The following is a 21413-nucleotide window of genomic DNA, read 5'->3' on the forward strand; positions in this document are numbered from 1 at the left end:
GGATGAACAGGATGCGGCGCGGGCCTGGGCCGGCGCCGGTTTCGTTTGGTGCGTTTGGACTTGCATGCGGATGCCCCTCCCCAACCGGGGCCGGGCAGGCCGTGTCCTGTTCTTTCCCATGGCGGCGAGAGCCCTTGCGGAGGCGTGGTTTGTTGACAGGTTCGCCGGTTTCCTCGCGCATAGAGCCCCCATCGGCCATGACCGTTCCCAGCCCGGTTCCCCTGGATACGCCGTCCGCTCGGCTGACGACCGAGCCCGCGTTCGCCGCGAGCGACGATACCCATTCCGACGACCGTTATCGCCGCCTGTTCGAGCAGGCGCCCTGGGGCCTGTTTCAGACCACCATCGACGGCCGTTATCTGGATGCCAACCCCGCCCTGGCCCGGCTGTACGGCTATGACAGCCGCGAAGACATGCTGGGCGCGCTGACCGATATCGGGGCGCAGCTCTACGTCGATCCCGGCCGCCGCGAGGCCTTCGTCGCCGAAATGCGGGCGCGGGGCGTCATCCAGGGCTTTGAATCCCGTATCCGGCGGCGCGACGGCACCATCATCTGGATCGCCGAAACCTGCCGGGAGGTGCGCGACGCGAACGGCCACCCCCTGTATTACGAAGGCACGGTGGAGGAGATCACCATCCGCAAGGAGGCGGAGCAGGCCCTGCGCGCCGCCAATGAGAAGGCGCAGCGCGCCAATGAGGCCAAGGAGCGATTCCTGGCCCTGGTGACCCATGAGCTGCGCACCCCCCTGCACGCCATCCTGGGCTTCGGCGACCTGATCGCCCAGCTCGACCAGGATGAGGTGGCGGAGCGGGACGATTACCTGCGGGAGATCACTGGTGCCGGCAACCGGCTGCTCCGCACCATCAACCGCCTGCTGGAGTACACCCGCCTGGCCTCCGGCGCCGCGGCCAGCGAGCTGCAACTGATCGAACTGGAACCTTTCATCGCCCGCCTGATCCGTCAGATGGGCGGCGGGCAAATGGGCGGCGGACGGGAGAAGCGCGTGCGCATCCAGCACGAGGCGGAAACGACGGCGCCCTGCGTGCTGGAGGTTGACGGCAACCTGCTGAACCGGGCCCTGACAGAGCTGCTGGCCAACGCCCTGGCCTATTCCCCACTCGACCAGGCGGTGGTGGTGGAGATCGGCCAGCGACGGGAGGGCGTGACCTTGCGCGTCATCGACCAGGGTCGCGGCATGTCGCCGGAGGAATTGCAGGCCGCGGCCGTTCCCTTCGGCAGCGTCATCCTGCAGGCCCGCTCGCGCCAGCAGGGCTTGGGCCTGGGCCTGCCCATCGTGCAAAGCATCGCGGCGATGCTGGGCGGCCAGCTGGACCTGGCCAGCTCCTTGCTGAACGGCACCGTCGCCACCCTGTACCTGCCGACCCCGGCGGGGCGCTTGTCCTAATTGTTGGGCGTGGCGGCGCTGGGGGGAACGGCGGGCGGCCCGGCGGCGCACAGCGCCTCCACCTTCGCGGCCAGACGCTCCACCACCACCGGCTTCAGGAAGAAGGCGTCGGCGCCGGCGGCCAGCACCGCCTTCTCGTCGGACCGTTCGCTGTAGCCGGTGTAGAGCACACAAGGCATATCGGGGCGCCGCGTCTTCAACAGCGCGATGAGGGCCATGCCGGTCATGCCGGGCATGGTCTGGTCGCTGACGACCGCGTCGAAGGCCATGGGGCTTTCCTCGAACACCTCCAGCGCCTCCGCGGGGGTTTCGCAGATGGCGACCTCGTGCCCGCGCCGGGACAATCCCTCCAGCAGCATGTCGCCCATCTCGGCCGCGTCGTCCACCACCAGGATGCGCAGCCGGCGGGGCGGTGTCGCCTTGACGATGGGCGCCGCCGCCAGGGGGGCCGCGACGGTTCCCGGCCCGCCGATCGGCAGAAGGATGCGCAGCAAGGCGCCCTCGCCCTCCGCTGACATCACCATCATGCCGCCACCATGGGCGCGGACGATGCCGTAGACCACAGGCATGCCCAGGCCGGTGCCCCGCCCCTTGCCCTTGGTGGTGAAGAAGGGCTCGAACAGGCGGGTCATAACCTCCATGGTCATGCCATGCCCCTCGTCCTCCACCTCCAGCACGACATGCGGGCGGCTCTTATCGAAGGGCAGCGCCTCGTGCTCGGCCCACCGCCCCTCCTGCACGCGGGCGTCCTGCGGCGCCGGACCGGGGAACAGGCGGATACGGATACGCCCCCCTTCCCCCCGGCGGGCATCGTGGGCGTTCAGCACCAGGTTCATCAGCACCTGGACCAACTGCGTGGGATTGGCGCGCACATTGGGCACGGTCCCGGCGATCTGGAAGATCATCTCCGTGGTCGCCGGCACGGCGGAGCGCAGGATGCCCCGCGCATCCTCCAGCACCGCCACGGGCGACACCGCCTGCAACTCCCCCTTGTCGGAACGGGCGAAGGTCAGGATCTGGCTCACCAGTTCCTTGGCCCGCTTGCCCACGGCGCTGATGCGGGCGACATAGCTGTGGGCCTTGTCGTTCGGATCCAGGTCGTCCAGCAGGAATTCGACATAGCCCAGCATGGCGCCCAGCAGGTTGTTGAAGTCGTGAGCGACGCCGCCGGCCAGCCGGCCGATGGCCTCCATCTTGTCCTGCTGCAAGACCTGGCGTTGCAACTCCTCCCGCTCGCGGGCCGCCCGGCGGGTGGCGGTGACGTCGCGCAGCACCAGGACGATGTCCCCGTTGGGCCGCAGGCTCAGCGTCGTCTCGTACACCTCCATGGTGCGGCCCCAGATGCTTTCCCACCCCTCGTTGATCGTGTGGGCGTAGCCGGTGGCCAGCAAGTCCTCACGTCGGCGCAGCCGCCCCTCCTCCGCGAGGGCCACCGTCTCCGGCGTCAGCAGTTCCAACCACCGGTGCCCCACCACCGCCGCCTCGTCGGGCGCGCCCAAGAGGGATATCGCCGCCGGGTTGGCATAAAGGACGGTGTAGTCCCGGTCGAACAGCACGATGGCGTCCTTGGCGGCGCCGACGCCGGCCAGCATGCGTTCCAGCGCCGTGGTCCGCTCCTCCACCTGGCCGCGCAGGCGGTCGCGTTCGGCCAACGCGCCGCGAAAGCGGACCAGCGCGCGGGCGATGCCACCGATCTGATCCTGCCGCTCCGTGTCCGGCACGGGCGCCGCCTCGTCCCGCTCCAACGTGTCGACGACCCGCGCCATGCGCGCCAGCGGCACACCGATGATGGCCCGCACCGCCGCCACCAGCACCAGGCTGACCAGCAGGCCCGACGCCAGGGCCGCCAGCATGATGGCGGTGCCGATGCCGGCGAAGGGCGCGCTCAAGCCTTCCACCGGCACGTCCAGCAGCAGCAGGCGGCGGTTGTCGCCCGGGAAGAAGGTCATGGGCACGGCATAGCGGCGCACACGATGGCCGGCGGTGTCCATCCGCTCCACCTCATAGGACTGTACCTTCAGCACCCGGTCCAGTTCATCCGGGCCCAGCTGGAATTGCGGCCCATCCCCCACCGTGGCCTTGGTGGCCAGCAAGGCATGGTCGGGATGGTAGGTCCAATTGCCCTCGCGGTTGATCATATAGAGGCTGCCGCCCAGGGGGCGGCGGGAATCCAGTTCCTTCGCCCGCTGTTCCAGCGACAGGTCCGTCCCGGCCACGCCGATCAGCCGGCCATCCACGATGACCGGGATGGTATAGGAAATCATCCAGGTGGGGCGGCCCAGCACCGGGTAGAGATAGGGGGGACCGCCTGGCGCCGCCGGCTCTGGGCCGGAATGGCGTAATAGTCGTCGCGGTAGAAGTCCGGCCGCACCTCGCCCAGCTTAACGTCGGACGGGCCGTCGGAGACGTAATAGGTGGCGAAGCGCCCGCTCTCGGGCAGGCCCAGGGCCGGGTCCCCGTTCCTGAAGGACTGGTCCGCCCCCATGAAGTCCGGTTCCGCCAGGAACCAGAAGCCGACCATGTTGGGGTGGGCCAAGGCGGTGCGCGCGATATAGGTGGCCACCACGCGCCGGTCGCTGGCCCCGGTGGCGACCATGCTTTCCACCTGGCGGGCGAGGCCCTCGACGAACGCGATCTTTTCCCGGGTGATGGCGGCGATCTCGCCCGCCTGCTTGTTGGCCAAATCCTGGCCGTAATCGATTGCGAACCGCTGCACCACGGCGCGGCTGCTGCGCACCGCGACGAAGGCGGTGCCCGCCGCCGCCAGCAGGACCAGCGGCACCAGGATGAACAGCAGACGGGTGGTGATGCTGCCCCGGATCAGGGAAACCCGTGCGGGGGCGTCAGGCGGCCGGCTCACACGCCTCCTTCCCTGGCTGGGCCAGGAACCGGGCCAGCGCGTCGCCCAGGCCGCCGCCGCTCTTTTCCGCGATGGCGGCGCCGTAGATCAGTTGCGCGGCGCGCAGGCAGGGGCCGGTGATGACCTCCGCCCCGTCGCTGAGGATCAGCAGCGGCATGGCGGGGTGAATTGCGCGGATCTCACGGGCCAATTCCAATCCATCCATCTCCGGCATCAGCAGATCCGAAATGACGGCACGCACCGGTTGGGTCGCCAGCAGAAGAAGCCCCTCCCGGGCCGAGGCGGCCATGATGGGGGTTTCCCCCAAACGTCGCACCGCCTCGCACAGATAGTCGCGGAAATAGGGGTTGTCGTCGACGATCAGGATGGCACTCATTGGGATAGGCTTCCGGGCGATGAACTGGAACGGGCGGCGCGGGATTCGCGGCCCCGCATAAAACCGCAACCGTTCGCCGGCGGCATCTGTCGTTAAGGCTATCGATCCGGGGATTTGGGATAGTGGGGGATAGCGCGCCGCTATCCCACGATCCGGCATGGGCGCCATGCGGGCCGGCGGATCACGCGCGTCCGATGAGGCCAAGATCGCGGGCCCGCGTCACCGCCTCCACCCGGTTCTTGGCGCCCAGCTTGCGCAGGATACGGCGGGTGTGGAGCTTGATCGTCACCTCCTGCAGATCCAGGACGCGGCCGATCTCCTTGTTGGTGGCGCCGCTGGCCAAGTGGGCCAGCACCTGACATTCCCGTTCCGTCAGCAGCCCGCCATCAGGCCCCGCACCATGGGGGGCACACCATGTGGCATGGGCGCCAGGGCGCCCGCCATGCGCAGGGCCACGTCGACCGGCACCACGCTGCCGCCCGCCGCCACCACCTTCAGCATCTGCACCAGGGCGGCGCTGGGCAGCGTCTTGGGCAGGAAGGCGCAGGCCCCTCGGGTCAGCGCCTCGCGCGCCACGGTGGCGTCGTCATGGCCGGTCACCACGGCGACGGGCGCGTCGATGCCGGCGGCGTCCAGCCGGTCCAGCCCCGCGCCACCCTCGCCCCCCGGCAACTGCCAGTCCATGACCACCAGGTCGAAATCCTGATCCTCCGGCCGCTGGGCCAGGGCGTCCAGCTCCTCCAGCGAGCCGACGGAGGTCAGGCTGACCTCCGGCCAGTCGCGCATGAGGTACAGCTCCAGCGCGTCGCGGTACATGGGATGGTCATCGGCGACCAGCACCCGCAACGGCCTTTTCGCGGCATGTTCCACGGCATCCCCCCCGCAAGCCCCACACCCCAACCGGTGGCGTCCGTTGGCCGGCACTGTTCTTTGCCGCCATCATCCGCCCATGGTCCCACCAAGACAACAGTTTCAAAACAGTACGTTGGCATAGGGTGTCCCGCCGGGCGGGCCCTCGGACCGCCATGGCGCCGCCGTTTACAGCCCTCGGCCGCATCGGATACGGTGCGGCGCAGCTTGGGTCTAAACCAGCGGCGCCCGCCTGAAGGACGCGCCGCCTTGGGAGGTCGATATGGGAATGGTGGGGCGCGCCAGCCACGGCGGCGCGGGTAGGGGGCTTTGGCGCCGGGCGTTGGCCGGCACGATCCTGGCGGGCGCCTTGATGACGATGCCGGCGCTGGCCGCCGACAGTGCGGCGGGTGTCTCGGCAGGCCCGGCTCTCACTGTGGAACGCATGCTGGGCAGCCCGTCCTTGAACGGCCCCCGCGCGCGCGGCGTCAAGTTCTCCCCCGACGGCGGCCTGGTCACCTACCTGAAGGCCAAGGCCGACGACGCCAACAAGACCGACCTGTGGGCCTATGATATCGCGGCCGGCACCGACCGCCTGCTGGTCGACAGCAGCCAGTTCAGCGCCAAGGAGAGCGAGGAGGAGCGCGGCCGCCGCGAGCGCCAGCGCATCCGCGACACCGGCATCGTCGACTATGGCTGGGATGACGCGGGGCGCACCCTGCTGTTCCCCATGGCGGGCGACGTCTTCGTCATGCCCCTGGGCGGCAGCCCGACGCGCATCACCAACAGCGCCGCCACCAAGGACGCCGCCATCGACGCCCGCTTCGCCCCCGGCGGCACGCTGGTCAGCTACGTGCGCGGCAACAACCTCTATGTCTATGACCTGGCCAAGGGGCAGGAACGCGCCCTGACCCAGGACGGCGCCGGCACCCTGTCCTACGGCACGGCGGAGTTCGTGGCGCAGGAGGAGCTGAAGCGCAACACCGGCTATTGGTGGTCGCCCGGCGCCCGCTATGTCGCCTACACCCGCGTGGACGAGTCCGACGTGCCGCTGGTCAGCCGCTATGATTACGGCGCCGAGGGCGTGACGGTGGTGCCGCAGCGCTATCCCTTCGCCGGCGGCCCCAACGCCAAGGTGACCCTGCAGGTCATGGACATGGCCACGGGTGCCGTGACCAAGGTCAACCTGGGTGACCCCGCCGGCTATTACCTGGCCCGCGTGGACTGGCGCCGCGACGCGTCGGAGGTGCTGGTCCAGCGTCTGAGCCGGGACCAGAAGCGCCTGGATCTGCTGGCGGTGAACCCGGCCACGGGGGCGGTGCGCACCCTGCTGACGGAACAGAGCAAGACCTTCCTGAACCTGCACGAGGATCTGCGGGTCCTGGCCAACGGCAAGATCCTGTGGGCCTCGGAACGCACCGGCTTCAAGCACCTGTACCTGTGCGACCATGAGGCCGCCAACTGCCGCGCCCTGACCAAGGGCGATTGGATGGTGGACGCCGTCGTCGGCGTGGACGAGGCCGGCGGCCGCGTGTTCTTCACTGGCTTCCGCGAGGGGCCGCTGGACCACCATGTCTATTCCGTGGGCCTGGCCAAGGGCGACGTGAAGGCCCTGACCTCCGGGGACGGCTGGCACGGCGCCGTCATGGCGGCCAAGGGCGGCAACTGGCTGCACAGCTATTCCGGCCCGCACCAGCCGCCGCAGCTGTCGGTGGAGGACGCCAAGGGCAACCGCGTCACCTGGCTGATCGAGAACAAGCTGGATGAGGCCCACCCCTTCGCCCCCTATCTGGCCGGGGAGATCGAACCGGAATTCGGCGTGCTGAAGGCCGATGACGGCAGCGACCTGCATTACATGATGCTGGTGCCGCCGGGGGCGAAAACGAGCGGCAAGAAGTATCCCGCCATCGTCAACGCCTATGGCGGCCCGGCGGCGGCCCTGGTGAGCCACGCCTGGGGCGACGCCCAGTCCGGCTTCGCCCAGGTGCTGGCCCGCAACGGCTATGTCGTCATGGTGCTGGATAACCGGGGCACGCCGCACCGGGGCCAGGCCTTCCTATCGGCCACCTACCACCATTTCGGCTCGGTGGAGGTGGCGGACCAGGTGAAGGGCGCCAACTTCCTGAAGTCCCTGCCCTTCGTGGATGGCCAGCACCTGGGCTTCTACGGCCACAGCCACGGCGGCTTCATGACCATCATCATGCTGACCCGCGCGCCTGGCGTCTTCGCCGCCGGGGCCGCCGGCGCCCCGGTGACCGACTGGCGCCTGTACGACACCGCCTACACCGAACGCTACCTGGGCGATCCCAAGGACGGCCCGGCGTATGAGGACTCCAGCGTCTTCAAGGACCTGAAGAACATCCAGGGCCGCCTGCTGGTGATCCACGGCATGGCCGACGACAACGTCTTCTTCGACAACACCACCAAGCTGCTGCGCGCCCTGCAGCAGCAGGGGACGCGGTTCGACCTGATGACCTATCCGGGCCAGCGCCACGGCTTCTACGACACCTACGCCAACATCCACCGCTATAACACCATGCTGGACTTCTTCGACCGCACCCTGCGGCCGGCCGGCAGCGCGGTCACGGCGGGCGGCGCCCCGCAGGCCGGCACGCCGTAAGGACCACCATCCGGGCGGGCAATACCCGCCCGGAAACGACAAAGCCACCGATCCCGCCGGGTCGGTGGCTTTTCTTTTGACCTGGGCGCGAAGACGCGGCGGCGGCGCGCAGCCCGCTGCCCCGCCCGCCTTACTCCGCCGCGCGCAGCACCGGCTCGGAGGAATTGGCCGTCTGCCCCTCCTGGATCATCTCGCGCATGGTGTCGAAGCACTTGCCGCAGCGGGGCGCGCACCCCTGGGCCTTGAACACCGCCCCGACACTCTGCGCCCCCGCCCCGACATGGGTGCGAACGGTACGGCAGTTGATGGCGTTACAGACGCAGACATACATGGCGCGGGCACCCACCCAGAGGCTGATCTGGGACCTAAGATAGTGAGAGGCGTTCGCAATGGCAAGAGTGATTCTGCGAGGCATTCGCGGGTGGGTAGATGGAAGGAACTGGGTAGGAAGTGATGTTACCGCTGTCCCGGAAATTGGGCCCTGAAGCCTATTTCTATTTTGTGTCGAAAAGGAACAAGAGGTTGCCTGACGCACACACCCGGAAGCAGTCATTCTGAGTGTAATATTGAGGCGGCTACCACACCCGAAATAATAAGAAATTCAAAGCCTAACGCGTCAGAAGCCTCAGCCCCATAGCGTGCTCGTAGCATACCTGGATGAAATCACCCAACGCCCCGTATCGCTTATTCAGAACGGCGTTATCGGCAATGATGGTCGAAATGTCCCCATCCATCAGGTGCCCTTGATACACAAGCCAACCGACGAGGTGTGGGGTGGTGCGAACTCGGCCCAGTCCGAGAGTGTTCTCTCCCACCTTGCGAGCAGTCCGATCATCAGTCAGGAAACCGCTGGAAAGCTTCCGGGCCAGAGCCAATGCGGCAAGTTCGCCGCGGTGAAAACGCCCGAGTTTGCTCACATTTGCGGCCAATTCACGAAGGTCGTCGATCGCCAAAGAATGTACGGTGAAGTGCTTTTCTGACGCTAACTCATCGGAGAGCTTCTTGCGCAGATCTGCTCTTTCTGGGGACTTCCAGGGTTTCACCAAACACTCATACCGGACGTATTCGGCCAGGATGAAATGGCAACGTCCTTTGGCGGCAGTAGTCAGGGTTCGGCTGGAAAGAATGTTCCAGACGGCGCAGGTGTCTATGGCGGCGATGGAAGGAAATGATTGCACCGCCTCGTCACGAGGAGCATCAACCATGGTGTAAACTCGTCCCGAACAGCATAGCTATATCACCGACCTCCGAAGGCTCAACGAGCAGCATATCCGCAACCCTAGCTAGTGATATGTGACCCTGGCGATGCGCATCGAAGGCCTGTCGCACATAGGCTGCGTGCAACCCATTGGAGAGAAGCGCAGTCTTCTGCTCTAATTGCCGGGCGGTGTAGTCGCCCATCAATTCAGGTTCTTGCTTGTATGGAAGACGGGGTTTAGCGTCCTTGATCAAGGCAACAGCCTCCTCATCGAGAAGTCTATCCCGTTTCAAGGCCGACAGTAGGGCTGGGATCGAGACGAAAAGACGACCGGCAACCTCGGCCACCTTTTCAGGCCGTCGCCACTGGTCAGCGTCCCCAAACATCTTCAGTAACTCCGGAGGCATCAGAAAGCATGACGCAAACGTGCTCGCTCGCAGTTCGATAAACTCCCCACTGTTGGCATCGTTGAGGTCGGATACGTTGTAGCCCTTGTCGGCATCCAACAGTGCATGTCCCGCCTCATGGGCGGCGCTGAAGCGTTGCCGGTAGATATCGTCGTTGTAGTTGACGAGGATACAGCGCCCCGCCTCGGGGTGACGTACGAACAGACCTGAAATCGTCGAACTGGGTAGCGACCGACGGAACACGCGAAGATCTGATTTCCGAAGCCAATCGAAAATATCGGGGATTATCGCATTAGGCTTTAGCTTGTGATGTGCTCGTAGTTCCTTAGCGCAATCGATACCGTGACCTTTGAAGAAATTGCCACGCGGGGTGAACTGGAATTTCTCTCCTATGGCTCGATGCCCGCTCATTTCCTCGAGTAGGGCTTGTGACTTGCACAGGTGCAGGAACTCGGCAATGGCGTGCCTATCGGACGCGGCTAGTCGCCCGCCTTCCGATCGCAGCAGCATCGTGACGTTCTCATCGGGATTGGCGGCGTCGTCCTCAATGAGCCAGGGAAATTCACACCTGAAGAAGTCAGCAAGGATCAGTACCTCGTCGCCGGTCGGCGTAGCACTTCCAGCCTCCATCGCTTGAAGCGCCTGGGAGCCAATGCCTGTGCGCTCGGCTACTTCGCTCAGCGTGTTATTGTATTGTTCCCGCAGCCCCCGAAGCTTCCTGGCAAACCCTTGGGTCGTAAAGGCCATCTAGGCACCGTTTCGGCGGATTTCGCCGTCCTATCTCCGAGCGCCGCTAAATTCGGCAATTATATTGATCAGAGCCGTGGTCGCCGCGCTATCGCCTCAACTAGATTCTGAAGCGCCTTTTATCAAACAGGATATAGAAAGATGAAATAGCGATAAAAAATTCAATTCCCACCGCCATAACGACATTCAGGATTCTACCAAAAAAATAATACCGACGCCGAGCGCTGCAATACCATCAATGATTTTCGCATTTATGGCTTTTAATTTTAAAAAGAACTTCAAAAATTCTCGTTGGAAAGCAACATCTGAACAACAAGAACTTGGCTATCCATTGCTATTTCTTTAAATCCCCAGGAGCAAAAACCTTAAATCATCGGTTGCACATCCTACGAGATGCACTCCGCTTCCGCAAGGCGATTTGGCTCTGATGAGAAACGAATACTCAAGCCTGAACTGCCCCCTCACCGCGCCGCGCACAGCGGCAGGGGGCGGGGCGGCGGTGGGGGGTGGTCGCGGCGATACTGGGCGATCAGGGGCGCCAGCGCCGCCTGAGGCCAGTAGACCGGGGAACCGATGGTGCGCAGGCAGGCGGCGTTCCAATAGGTGCCTGCGTCCGACGGCGGGCGGCCTGCCGCCACGGCGTGGGCGACGGCGGCGATGTCGGCGGCCTCGGGATAGATGTAGAGCGTGGTGGGCGCGTCCTTCACCGTGGCGCCGATAACGGCGGCGTCGGCCGGGGACCAGCTGGTGCAGCCGTTGCTGCGGCCGCCGGTATAGTCCACCAGCGTGCCCTGGATGACATAGCCGTCCGCGTCGGCGTAGGGGCTGCGCCGGTCCGGGCGCCGGCACAGGCCTTTCAGCGTCACGGCGGCGTGGCCGCCGATGGCGCGCTGGCGGGCGTTCGCCGTCTCGCCCTCACCCTCGAACTGCACGAAGGCGCGCAGCAGGGGGACGTCCTGGCCCGGGGCGGCCAGGTAATAGCCCTTGAAGGACGCCTTCGTCTCCGCCGTGACATAGGCGCCGCCGGCGGTCAGTTCAGAATCCTGGGCGTTGCCGAAGTGGCGCGCGCACTCCCGCCCATTGGCGAAATCGGCCAGCCCCTCCAGCCGGCGCCCGGCGCCGTGGCCGGCCGGCATGGCCTGGAAGGTGCGCGCGGCCTCGCAGATCATGTAGAAGCGGCGGCCGGGCGCCCCGTCCTCCTCGGTGTTGGGGCGCGTGGCGTCCATGGCGAAGTAGCAGGGATTGCGCGCCGCGCCCTCCGCCACCTTGCGCAGGTACAGCGCCCGCGCGCGGGCCAGCACCGGCGCGGCGATCTGGCCCGCGCCCTCCCCAACATAAGGGGCCAGCCAAGCCGGCGGGGCGGACGCCTCCTCAGCCCCTACTGGCGCCCCGACGGGCAGCATCACCAGCGCACCCCACAGCCCCAGCGTCGCGCCCAACCGTGCCCGTCGCACCCCTCGCCTCCCACCATTGCATCCTTGATGGGGAGTATAGCGGCATCGGACCGGAAGGGCCTATGGGCCTACAGCCGCACGCTGGTGCGCAGGCCCAGCACCAGGCCGTCGCCCACGGGCACGGTGCGGCCGGGCGCCAGGACGTTGCCACCGGGGTGGATGACGTACTGGACGTTGGGCTGCACCGTGGCCCAGCCCGCCACCACCGCCTGGTAGCTAAGCTCCAGCAGCACCTCATGATCGCGCACCGGGTAGAACGGCCGGCCATAGGCGCGATAGTCCTGGTCCAGCCCGGCGGCGGCGGAACCGATCTGGGCGTAGGCCCCAGCCAGGCCGGCGGTGTCCTCCGGCCGGCCGGGCAGGATGCCCTTCCAGGTCAGGCCGCCATCGGCATAGACGGTGATGAGGTTGCGGTCCGCCGGCGCGCCGGCCAGCCGCAGGAAGGCGGACAGGCCCGCGTCCGGCCTGTCCCCGCCGCGCCACAGGGGTACATCCGCCACGCCATAGGCGCCCCAGTCGTTACGCCGGCGGGCGGGCACCCCGCTGGACCGGGGATCGGCCAGGGTCAGGCCGTCGCTGGCGTGGTGCTCATCATTGAAGGTGCCGCCGTGGAACCACGCGCCCAGCTTGACGATGGGCACCGCCCCGTCCGCCAGCGGCTGATACTGGGCCTCCAAAATGGTGAAGACGCCGCCGGAAAAACTGAAGGTGGTGCCGCTGGTATCCTGGGTCTGGGCGTCGCCCGACGCACCTCCGGCCGGGTCGCCAGCGAAGACCGCGCCCAGGAAGGACAGCTCCGGGGTGGCCGCGACCTGCACGCGGGCGCCGGGCGTGGCCAGGGGATAGGCGGGGCCGCCACCGGGCAGGTCGGCGCCGGTGATGGCCTGCCAGCCGAAGGTACCGTTGACGAACAGGGCCGCCCCCCGGCTGGTGACGAACTCGTCATCCGCCGCCAATTGGCCCAGGCGGACGGACACCCGGCCGTCCCACAGCGACTGCTGCGCCCATAGGGTGAACAGGCGCGGGCCGGGCAGCGCCTCGATGTTGCTGACGGTGGCGATGTTCTGCAGGCAGCAGCGGCTGAGCCCATGGCCATGGATGCCGTAGGCGGTGGCGTGGAACAGCAGGCCGTGCCAGTCGAACGCCGCCTGGGCGTCCAATTCCACCGTCGCCTCCAGCCGGCCCTCCCCCACCGTGTCGCGCTTCACGCCGCCCTGGGCCAAGTCGAACGCCTCCCCCACATAGACCAGGTTGAGCGACAGGCCGTCGTCCTGAAGCCGGGAGCGCAGGCCGCCCCAGTCGCCGGTCAGGACGTCGCGTTGCCAGAAGCCGGGCGGGGTGGTGGCCTCCTCCTGCGCCTGCGCCGGCGCCAGGCCCAGCGGGAGGATGGCCAGGATGGCGGGCCAAGGCCGGGCGCGGCGGATCATCCCCGTCCCCTCACTGCGCCGCGGCATCGAGCACACGGCGGGTCATGTCGCATATGAAGGTCTGCAGATCAGCGTCGCGCCGCCCGCCTTGGATCTCCACCTGGCCGAACACCTGGGTCTGGTAGCGTCCGCCCCGGTAAAGCCGCAGCTCCACCGACATCAGGCGATGGCGGCCGAACAGCCGGTCGGCGGTGGGTCGGGGCGGCCCGATGGAGCGCGAAGCGCCGCCGGCATAGGGATTGGGGCGGAAGGTCCATTCCACCCGGTCAGCGGCCGCGAAGCCCGCGGCGAAGAAGGTCTGTCCGCCGCCCGGCGTGTTCTGGCCGGCGGTGCTCATCACCATGACCAGAAAAGGCGCCACCTCCTGCGGTTGAAAGCCTGGCAGGTCGCCCTGGGCCGTCACCGCCAGGGGAACGCCTTGTGCCCAAGCCCCCCTCGACATGCCGCCAACGGCCGCCACCGTGCCCGCCCCCAGGATCACGGCGCCCAGCATCACGGCGGCCAGGGTCATGGCCCGGCGCGTTGCCGGGTGACGGGGGAAGCGGGTGGATCGGGCGATCATCGCATCCTCTTGGGGACGGCCGTGATGACAACGGGATAGCACGGCTTTCGCACCACCACCGCCGCAACCAGCCATTGTAACAAAACGACAATCCGGGCCCCAGACCGGGCGGCGGCGCGGCACCCACAACAATCACTCTGATGAGAATTTTTCTTTTACATACCCTTATAGCGTGCGATAGACAGATCAGTCATATCCTAATCCGTTCAAAGAATTAACAAGTTCACGACGAGACGACCCTCATGCGCTCTATTTCAGGCTCGCGGCGACTGGCCGCCCTTCCGCTCACCGCTGTGCTGTTGCTGGCCGGCTGCGGCGGCTCCAGCGACACGATCCAGATCGGCTCCAGCAGGACGGGCACCCTGCCCCTGCCGCCCTGGACGGACAAGCCGGCCACCGGGGCGGTGCAGCAGTTGCCGACGCCGACCACGTGGGGCAGTTGGTACGGGATCGATCAAGGCTGGACGCTGGAGCAGCGCGAAGCCTTCTGGTTCACGCCCCAAGGCTCGTGGATGATCCCCTATGGCTGGCTGCTGGCGCTGGAGCAGTCGGGGAACGAACTCCCGTTCACGGCCCCGGAGAACATGGCGCGCCTGGGCTACATCCCGGCCCCCAAGAGCGTATGGAATCCCGACGGGTTGCCGATCGGCTTCACCGTGTCGCCCCCCTTGGCCGACAAGAACGGCAAGCCCGGCATCGCCTGGGCCGGCCCCAACTGTGCCGCGTGCCACAGCAACGAGGTCACCTACAAGGGCAAGGCGTTGATCATCGACGGCGCCCCGTCGCTGGCCGATTTCTACCACCTGAACATGGATTTGCTGGACGCCCTGGTCACGACCTCGGAACAGCCGGCCAAGTTCGACCGCTTCGTCAAGACACTGGTGGAGCGCAAGTTCCTGCCGGCGGACACGCGCCAGGCGCGCGAGGAGCTGCAGAGCCAGATGGCGGAGCACGAGATATGGCTCAGCGACTATCTGAAGCACAATCTGTGCGGCGACAGCCACGGCGGCGACTGCCTCGGCGGCAAATCCGCGGTGGAGACGGCCCGCGCCTCGGGCGGCTCGAGCTATGATGCCTATCTCGCCAACAACCGCGCGGTGCGCGAGGCCCTGACGGACGAGGCCAAGACGGAACCGACCAAGGCCATCAACCGGGACGAGGTGTACCGCAAGGGCTATGTCCCCCTGCCCGGCAACGGCCGCATCGACGCCATCGGCGCCATCTTCAACCAAGTGGCCGGGCCCAACATAGCGGTCGCGCACGCCAACTACTCGCCCTCCAACGCGCCGGTCAGCTATCCCTTCCTCTGGGGGGCGCCGCAAGCGGACCGGGTGCAATGGAACGGCTTCGGCGAAAACACCTCGGTTCTCGGTCTGGGCGTCGGCCCCCTGGGGCGTAACGTGGGCGAGGTGCTGGGTGTCTATGGCCGTGTCGAGGTCCGGCCCAGGGACCCGAGCCAGTGGACGACGCCCGATGGCTCGTTCGAGACCCCGAACCTGCCGACGCCCACCATCGGTTTCGCCAACACGGTGCTGGTCAACAACCTTGGCCATATCGAGAAATGGCTGTCCGACCTGCGCTCCCCCCGCTGGCCGGAGGGTGTCCTGCCACCCATCGACAAGGCGCTGGCCCAGGCGGGCGAGGCCATCTACACCGGCAAAAGCGTGGAGGGGGTCAACTGCGCCTCGTGCCACCAGGCCGTGAAATTCGAGGATGAGGGCAAGTCCTACAACGCCGTCCTGGTCCAGACCTCGGTGGTGGGCACCGATCCGGCGATGGCCGACAACTACATGCTGGAGCGCAATACCCGGACCACCCGGTTCTGGGAAAGCGGCAAGCTGGAGGGCAAGTCGCAGAACGTGGTCGAGTTCTGGAAGTCTTACGGCCCCACGCTGGAAACCCGCGGCGTGGCGCTGGTGGACCAGGTGGCCGGCGTCCTGGTCTCCGACCTCGGGACGACCATCGCGGCGGCACGCCTCAGCAAGACCTACAGCGGCACCGTGCCGGACATCGGCGACCAGCGGTCCTACAAGGCGCGCCCCTTGACCGGCATCTGGGCCACGGCCCCCTATCTGCACAACGGCTCCGTGCCGTCGCTGGCCCAGTTGCTGACCCCGGCGGAGGATCGCGTCGCCACCTTCCGCGTCGGCAGCCGGGAAATCGATCCGGTGGATGTCGGCTATTCCACCGCCGAGGATCCGTCGCACCCGACCTATGAGTTCGACACCCGTCTGCCTGGCAACAAGAACTCCGGCCATTCCGGCCACGCCTACGGCACCGAGCTGAACGCGGATCAAAAGAAGGCCCTGATCGAGTACCTGAAGACCCTGTGATCTCCAGGGTGATCGCCAGAGTGATCACCAGGGTGCATGATGTCTGGCAGGAGCCGCGGGCGTAGTGGCGGAAACGCCCGCGGCTCCCCGTCTTTCAGGAAAGCCCCATCTGTGCACCTGTCATCAGCAAAAGGCCGGAATGCCGCCCTACGGGTAACCTTGTCGGCCGTCGCCCTCTGCCTGGGCTCCGCCTGTTCGGAGAGGGGGGCCGCCTATTACCGCCCCATCGCCGAAGCCGACTATCCCAAGGCGGACGGACCGGGTGAGGTGCTGGCGCCACATGAGGCGGATGACGCGGCGCGCCTGGCCGCCATCATCCACGCCCATCTGCTGCATCTATACGGCACCGGCCCGGTGCGGCGGGACGCGCATCCCAAGGCCCACGGCTGCGCGCGGGCCACCGTCACCGTACACGCCGACGTGCCCCAGGCCCTGCGCCGGGGCCTGTTCGCCGCCCCGGCCGAGTATCCGGCCATCATCCGCTTTTCCAACGCCAACGAGGCGGTGCAACGATCGGACCATGAGAAGGATGGCCGGGGCATGGCCATCAAGATTTATGACGTGCCGGGCCAGCCGCTGACCGTCGCCCCCGATGACCGTCCGTCGCAGGACATCATCATGATCAACTATCCCACCTTCCTGGTCGCATCGCCGGACGACTACGTGACGCTGGTGGGCTATGTCGACAGTGGCGACCGCCTGACCCAACTTCTCCAGCCCCTGCTGGTGTTCACCGCCATCGGGTGGAAGGGCACGATGAACGCGCTGGGCGCCACCAGCTCCCTCATCGACAACCCGCTGAACACACGCTACTGGTCCATGGTGCCCTACCAGCTGGGCACGGGCGCCGACGCCCAGGCGGTGAAGTATTCAGCCCGCCCCTGCCAGCAGCGGCCGGTGGTCATCCCCGGCGGCGACGATCCCAATTACCTGCGTCACGCCATGAGCGCCACGCTGGCGGCGGGCGGCGCCTGCATGGAACTGATGGTGCAGCCGCGCACATCGGACGCCATGAGCGTGGAGGATTCCCGTTACGAATGGCCCGAGGCCCAGGCACCCTTCGTCCCCGTCGCCACCATCACGGTGGAACAGCAGATCTTCGACACGGCGGACCAGAACGCGGCGTGCGAGGCCCTGTCCTATTCCCCCTGGCACGCCCTGCCGGAGCACAAGCCGCTGGGCGCCGTGAACCGCCTGCGCGAAGCCATCTATCAGCGGATCAGCGCCCTGCGCCGCGAGACGGCGCAGAACCCGGTGCCGGCCCCCCTTGAACAGCGCCCCCTCGAACAGCGCCCCGAGGGCCAGCAATAGGCCCCAAATGACAACGGCATGAGGCTCCGCCTCATGCCGTTGTGGGATGCGAACTGGCTGGCGCCGTCCGCGTCAGATCAGACGCGGCCTGCCCCCGCTGAGTTTGTCCATGAGCAGATCAACGAGGACGGCAGCGCCAAGAGAACCCCTATTAGGACTCCGCGCCCATCTGCTCCTGCTGGTAGTTCTGCAGGCCCACGCGCTGGATCAGATCCTGCTGGGTTTCCAGCCAATCGATGTGTTCCTCGGTGTCTTCCAGGATCTCCCGCAGGATCTCCTTGCTCTGGAAGTCGCGCACGGATTCGGCGTAGCTCATGGCGTCCTGCAGGCAGGTGCGGTTGTGCCGTTCGATGGACAGGTCGCCCACGAACATCTCCGGCACGTCCTCGCCGATCTTCAGCTTCAGCAGGTCCTGCAGGTTGGGCAGGCCCTCCAGGAACAGGATGCGCTCGATCAGCTTGTCGGCGTGCTTCATCTCGCCGATCGATTCCTCATAGACCTTCTTCGCCAGGCGCAGCAGGCCCCAGTTCTTCAGCATGCGGGCATGCAGGAAGTACTGGTTGATAGCGGTCAATTCGTTGGTGAGGATCGTATTCAGGTGAACGATGACCTGCGGATCGCCCTTCATAATATTGTCTCCTTAGGCGCGAGGCGGACGGGGCCGACGAGCGATTAAACTTCGACTTGGGTTCCCAATTCCACCACGCGATTGGGTGGAATGTCGAAAAACGTGGTGGCGGACAGGGCGGTGGCGGACAGGGCGATGAACACCTGCTCCTGCCACCGGGAGAGATCGGAACGGGAGGACGGCACCAGCGTCTCTCGCCCCAGGAAGAACGAGGTTTCCGCCAGATCGATGGCCAGGCCCAGTGGCCGGCACTCCGCCAGGGCGCGCGGCACGTTGGGCTGTTCCATGAAGCCGAAATGGGCGGTGACCGAGAAGAAGCCCTTGCCCAGCTTTTCCATCGAGACGCGGCGTTCCCGCGTCACCCACGGCACCTCTTCCGTCAGCACCCGCATCAGCACCACGCGCTCATGCAGCACCTTGTTGTGCTTCAGATTGTGCAGCAGGGCGTGGGGCACCTTGTCGACGCTGCCGGTCATGAACACGGCGGTGCCGGCCACGCGCACGGGCGTGCGATCCGCCCGTTCCAGGAACAGCGACATGGGCAGGGCGTCGCGGTAGATGCGGTCGTACAGCACCTTGCGCCCCAGCCGCCAGGTGGAGACCAGCACGAACACCGCCAGGCCCACCGTCAGGGGCAGCCAGCCGCCCTGGGGATCTTCAGGCAGTTGGCGGTCAGGAAGCTGAAGTCGATGAACAGGAAAAAGCCGAAGACGACCGCGGCGCGCGGCCGGCTCCACCCCCACACGTCGCGGGCGGTGAACAGGGCCATGATGGTGGTGATGGCCATGCTGCCCGTCACCGCCAGGCCGTAGGCGTCGGTCAGCTTGGCGGAACTGCCGAACATGATGACCAGCGCCACGACGGCCACCAGCAGGGCCCAGTTGATGCGCGGCACATAGACCTGGCCGATCTCGCTTTCCGAGGTGTGGCGGATTTCCATGCGGGGCATGTAGCCCAGCTGCACCGCCTGACGGGTCAGGGAGAACACGCCGGAGATGACGGCCTGGCTAGCGATGATGGTCGCCGCCGTGGACAGCACCACCAGGGGCAGCAGCAGGTATTCCGGCACCAGCAGGAAGAAGGGGTTATCGATGGCCTCGGGCTTGCTGAGCAGCAGGGCGCCCTGGCCAAAGTAGTTCAGGACCAGCGCCGGGAAGACCACGGCCACCCAGGCATGGCGGATGGGCTGGCGGCCGAAATGGCCCATGTCGGCGTACAGCGCCTCGCCCCCCGTGAAGGACAGGACGGCGGCGCCCAGGATGTAGAACACCGACCAGCCGTGATTGAAGGCAAGGTCCAGGGCATAGCGAGGGTCCAGCGCCCTCAGGACGTGCGGGACCTGCAGGATGTGGACGATGCCCATGGCGCCCAGGCAGGCGAACCAGAAGCACATGACCGGCCCGAACAGCCGGCCCACGGTGTTGGTGCCGCCGCTCTGGATCAGGAACAGGCCCACCAGGATGACCACGGTGATGGGCACCACCCAGTGCTGCACGTCGGGGGCGGAAATCTCCAGCCCCTCCACCGCGGACAGCACCGACACGGCCGGGGTGATCATGCCGTCGCCGTAGAACAGCGCCAGGCCCAGCATGGCCAGCACGGTCATCAGCCGGCGTTGCGAGCGGGAGCGGTCCTTGCCGCTGAGCGCCAGGGTGGAGAGGGACAGGATGCCGCCCTCGCCCTTGTTGTCGGCGCGCAGGATGAGGACGACGTATTTCAGCGTCACCACCAGCACCAGCGACCACACCACCATCGACAGGAAGCCGAAGATGTTGGCCTCGTTCAGCGGCATGCCCGTGATCGCCGGGTCAAACGCCGTGTGCATGGTGTACAGGGGGCTGGTGCCGATGTCGCCGTAGACGACGCCCAAAGCCCCGAGGGTCAGGGCCCAGTGGCGGCGTCCAGCGTCGTGCTGGTCGCTAGAGTGGCTGGATTGCATCTGTACGGAGGGGATCGGCGTGGACTGCGTTAGGATGGCGTGTTCGGGATTCGGTCGGGCGGTATGGCTAAAAGAGATAGAGGTCCAATAGCAACGAAACGACGATTGAAACACGACATCGGTGGCAAAGCGGCCGGATCGACCACGCCACCACCCTGGGACGGATTGCGGCGTCAGTCAACAACGTCATCGCAGGTGCAACATTCGGGGGCCCGTCCCTGGATCGGAAAAAACGACATTTCGCCTGGCTTCGGCTATGGTGCCGAAGCCCCGCCAACGCCAACTGAACCAACGGTTTTTCGCCCGTGCCCCCCCGTAAAAGACTGGCCCGCCTGCACCAGCGCCGCATCACCGTCGATGGCCGCCCCTTCGCCACGCTGAAGGGGGTTCCGGCCCTGCGCTGGCAGGACCCCTACCACCTTTTGCTCAGCATCTCATGGGGCGGATTCTTCGGCCTGGCGCTGGCGGTGTACCTTATCGCCAACCTGATCTTCGCCTGGCTGTACCTGGCCGATCCGGGCGGCGTGACCAACGCCCGCATCGGGTCCTTCGCCGACGCCTTTTTCTTCAGCGTGCAGACCTTGGGCACGATGGGGTATGGCGTCATGGCGCCCAAGACCGTCTATGCCAACAGCGTGGCGGCGGCCGAATCCTTTACCGGCATGCTGGGGGTGGCCCAGATCACCGGCCTGATCTTCGCCCGCTTCTCCCGCCCCCGCGCGATGATCCTGTTCAGCCGCAACATCCTGTTCACCCAGCACGACGGCTATCCCGTGCTGATGCTGCGGGCGGGCAACACGCGCGGCAACCAGATCCTGGAGGCGCAGGCCAGCGTGTCGGTCAGCACCACGCGGATCACGGAGGAAGGGACGCACATGCGCGGCTTCGAGGAGCTGAGGCTGATGCGCGCCAAATCGCCCCTGTTCGCGCTGTCCTGGACCATCATCCACCGCATCGACGAGACCAGCCCGCTGTACGGCCAGACGGAATGGACGCTGCGGCAGGGCCATGCCAACTTCATCGTGCTGCTGAGCGGCACGGACGAAAGCTATTCGCAGACGGTCTATGGCCGCAAAATCTACGACATGGACGACGCCCTATGGGGCCGCCGCTTCGTCGACATCATCAACACACGCGACGACGGCTACCGCCTGCTGGACTTCGACCGCTTCCATGAGACGGAGCCGCAGCGCCTGAACACAGCGGCCCCGGCCGACGCGATTCTGCCCACCGAGCCCGCGCCCCACAGGCCCGAAGGGGCCGCGCCGACGGCCTGAACCGGCGGCGCGGCCTTGC

Annotated in this window: 19 protein-coding genes; 5 read left to right on the forward strand and 14 right to left on the reverse strand. The window is 66.6% G+C overall.

Going from position 1 to position 21413, the window contains the following annotated elements; all coding sequences use genetic code 11:
- The first annotated feature begins 197 nt into the window (after positions 1-197).
- On the forward strand, positions 198-1406 hold the full coding sequence (locus ULB03_RS25050) for a PAS domain-containing sensor histidine kinase (RefSeq protein ID WP_322485801.1): 1209 nt from the start codon (positions 198-200) through the stop codon (positions 1404-1406).
- Here ULB03_RS25050 and ULB03_RS25055 read toward each other — a convergent pair.
- From ULB03_RS25055 to ULB03_RS25075, 5 genes are all read right to left on the reverse strand, one after another.
- Complete coding sequence (locus ULB03_RS25055; protein WP_322485802.1) at positions 1403-3670, reverse strand: hybrid sensor histidine kinase/response regulator; 2268 nt, start codon at positions 3668-3670, stop codon at positions 1403-1405. The genes ULB03_RS25050 and ULB03_RS25055 overlap by 4 nt on opposite strands.
- Positions 3667-4266 (reverse strand): PDC sensor domain-containing protein, encoded by a 600-nt coding sequence (locus ULB03_RS25060; RefSeq protein ID WP_322485803.1) that lies wholly within the window; start codon positions 4264-4266, stop codon positions 3667-3669. Before ULB03_RS25060 ends, ULB03_RS25055 begins: the two co-directional genes overlap by 4 nt.
- Positions 4250-4642 (reverse strand): response regulator, encoded by a 393-nt coding sequence (locus ULB03_RS25065; protein WP_322485804.1) that lies wholly within the window; start codon positions 4640-4642, stop codon positions 4250-4252. The genes ULB03_RS25060 and ULB03_RS25065 overlap by 17 nt, the downstream gene beginning before the upstream one ends.
- A 181-nt stretch (positions 4643-4823) precedes the next feature.
- Positions 4824-4997, reverse strand: a complete 174-nt coding sequence (locus ULB03_RS25070; protein WP_322485805.1) for a response regulator transcription factor — start codon at positions 4995-4997, stop codon at positions 4824-4826.
- A 17-nt stretch (positions 4998-5014) separates the two neighbouring features.
- Positions 5015-5482 carry a response regulator gene (locus ULB03_RS25075; RefSeq protein ID WP_322485806.1) on the reverse strand — a complete coding sequence of 156 codons (468 nt, stop codon included), beginning with the start codon at positions 5480-5482 and terminating at the stop codon, positions 5015-5017.
- Between the two features lie 352 nt (positions 5483-5834).
- On the opposite strand from ULB03_RS25075, the gene ULB03_RS25080 reads away from it, so the two are divergent.
- Positions 5835-8111 carry a S9 family peptidase gene (locus ULB03_RS25080; RefSeq protein ID WP_322485807.1) on the forward strand — a complete coding sequence of 759 codons (2277 nt, stop codon included), beginning with the start codon at positions 5835-5837 and terminating at the stop codon, positions 8109-8111.
- 130 nt (positions 8112-8241) lie between these two features.
- Here ULB03_RS25080 and ULB03_RS25085 read toward each other — a convergent pair whose 3' ends face one another.
- The 6 genes from ULB03_RS25085 to ULB03_RS25110 form a co-directional block, all read right to left on the reverse strand.
- Positions 8242-8457, reverse strand: a complete 216-nt coding sequence (locus tag ULB03_RS25085; RefSeq protein WP_322485808.1) for a (2Fe-2S)-binding protein — start codon at positions 8455-8457, stop codon at positions 8242-8244.
- Positions 8458-8719: 262 nt separating this feature from the next.
- Positions 8720-9316 (reverse strand): hypothetical protein, encoded by a 597-nt coding sequence (locus ULB03_RS25090; protein WP_322485809.1) that lies wholly within the window; start codon positions 9314-9316, stop codon positions 8720-8722.
- Positions 9309-10463 (reverse strand): helix-turn-helix domain-containing protein, encoded by a 1155-nt coding sequence (locus ULB03_RS25095; protein ID WP_322485810.1) that lies wholly within the window; start codon positions 10461-10463, stop codon positions 9309-9311. The genes ULB03_RS25090 and ULB03_RS25095 overlap by 8 nt, the downstream gene beginning before the upstream one ends.
- A gap of 461 nt (positions 10464-10924) precedes the next feature.
- Positions 10925-11917 (reverse strand): hypothetical protein, encoded by a 993-nt coding sequence (locus ULB03_RS25100; RefSeq protein ID WP_322485811.1) that lies wholly within the window; start codon positions 11915-11917, stop codon positions 10925-10927.
- 68 nt (positions 11918-11985) lie between these two features.
- Complete coding sequence (locus tag ULB03_RS25105; protein WP_322485812.1) at positions 11986-13344, reverse strand: carbohydrate porin; 1359 nt, start codon at positions 13342-13344, stop codon at positions 11986-11988.
- A gap of 10 nt (positions 13345-13354) precedes the next feature.
- Positions 13355-13906, reverse strand: coding sequence for a hypothetical protein (locus ULB03_RS25110; RefSeq protein WP_322485813.1), 552 nt, complete (start codon positions 13904-13906; stop codon positions 13355-13357).
- Positions 13907-14148: 242 nt separating this feature from the next.
- On the opposite strand from ULB03_RS25110, the gene ULB03_RS25115 reads away from it, so the two are divergent.
- A complete protein-coding gene (locus ULB03_RS25115; protein ID WP_322485814.1) occupies positions 14149-16239 on the forward strand; it encodes a di-heme-cytochrome C peroxidase in 2091 nt (696 codons plus the stop codon).
- 159 nt (positions 16240-16398) lie between these two features.
- Positions 16399-17550: a catalase family protein gene (locus tag ULB03_RS25120; RefSeq protein WP_322485815.1), complete on the forward strand. Its 1152-nt coding sequence runs from the start codon at positions 16399-16401 to the stop codon at positions 17548-17550.
- Between the two features lie 151 nt (positions 17551-17701).
- Here ULB03_RS25120 and bfr read toward each other — a convergent pair whose 3' ends face one another.
- From bfr to ULB03_RS25135, 3 genes are read right to left on the reverse strand one after another with little or no spacing between them, the layout of a single operon-like run.
- Complete coding sequence (gene bfr, locus ULB03_RS25125; RefSeq protein WP_322485816.1) at positions 17702-18178, reverse strand: bacterioferritin; 477 nt, start codon at positions 18176-18178, stop codon at positions 17702-17704.
- Between the two features lie 44 nt (positions 18179-18222).
- Positions 18223-18792, reverse strand: a complete 570-nt coding sequence (locus tag ULB03_RS25130) for a KUP/HAK/KT family potassium transporter (RefSeq protein WP_322485817.1) — start codon at positions 18790-18792, stop codon at positions 18223-18225.
- Positions 18793-18806: 14 nt separating this feature from the next.
- Entirely contained in the window at positions 18807-20117 is a 1311-nt protein-coding gene (locus ULB03_RS25135; RefSeq protein ID WP_322485818.1) for a potassium transporter Kup, read from the reverse strand.
- Positions 20118-20422: 305 nt separating this feature from the next.
- On the opposite strand from ULB03_RS25135, the gene ULB03_RS25140 reads away from it, so the two are divergent.
- A complete protein-coding gene (locus ULB03_RS25140) occupies positions 20423-21394 on the forward strand; it encodes an ion channel (RefSeq protein ID WP_322485819.1) in 972 nt (323 codons plus the stop codon).
- Positions 21395-21413: the final 19 nt, after the last annotated feature.

Origin of the sequence: Nitrospirillum goiasense, from assembly GCF_034427435.1 — a bacterium.
GTDB lineage: Bacteria > Pseudomonadota > Alphaproteobacteria > Azospirillales > Azospirillaceae > Nitrospirillum.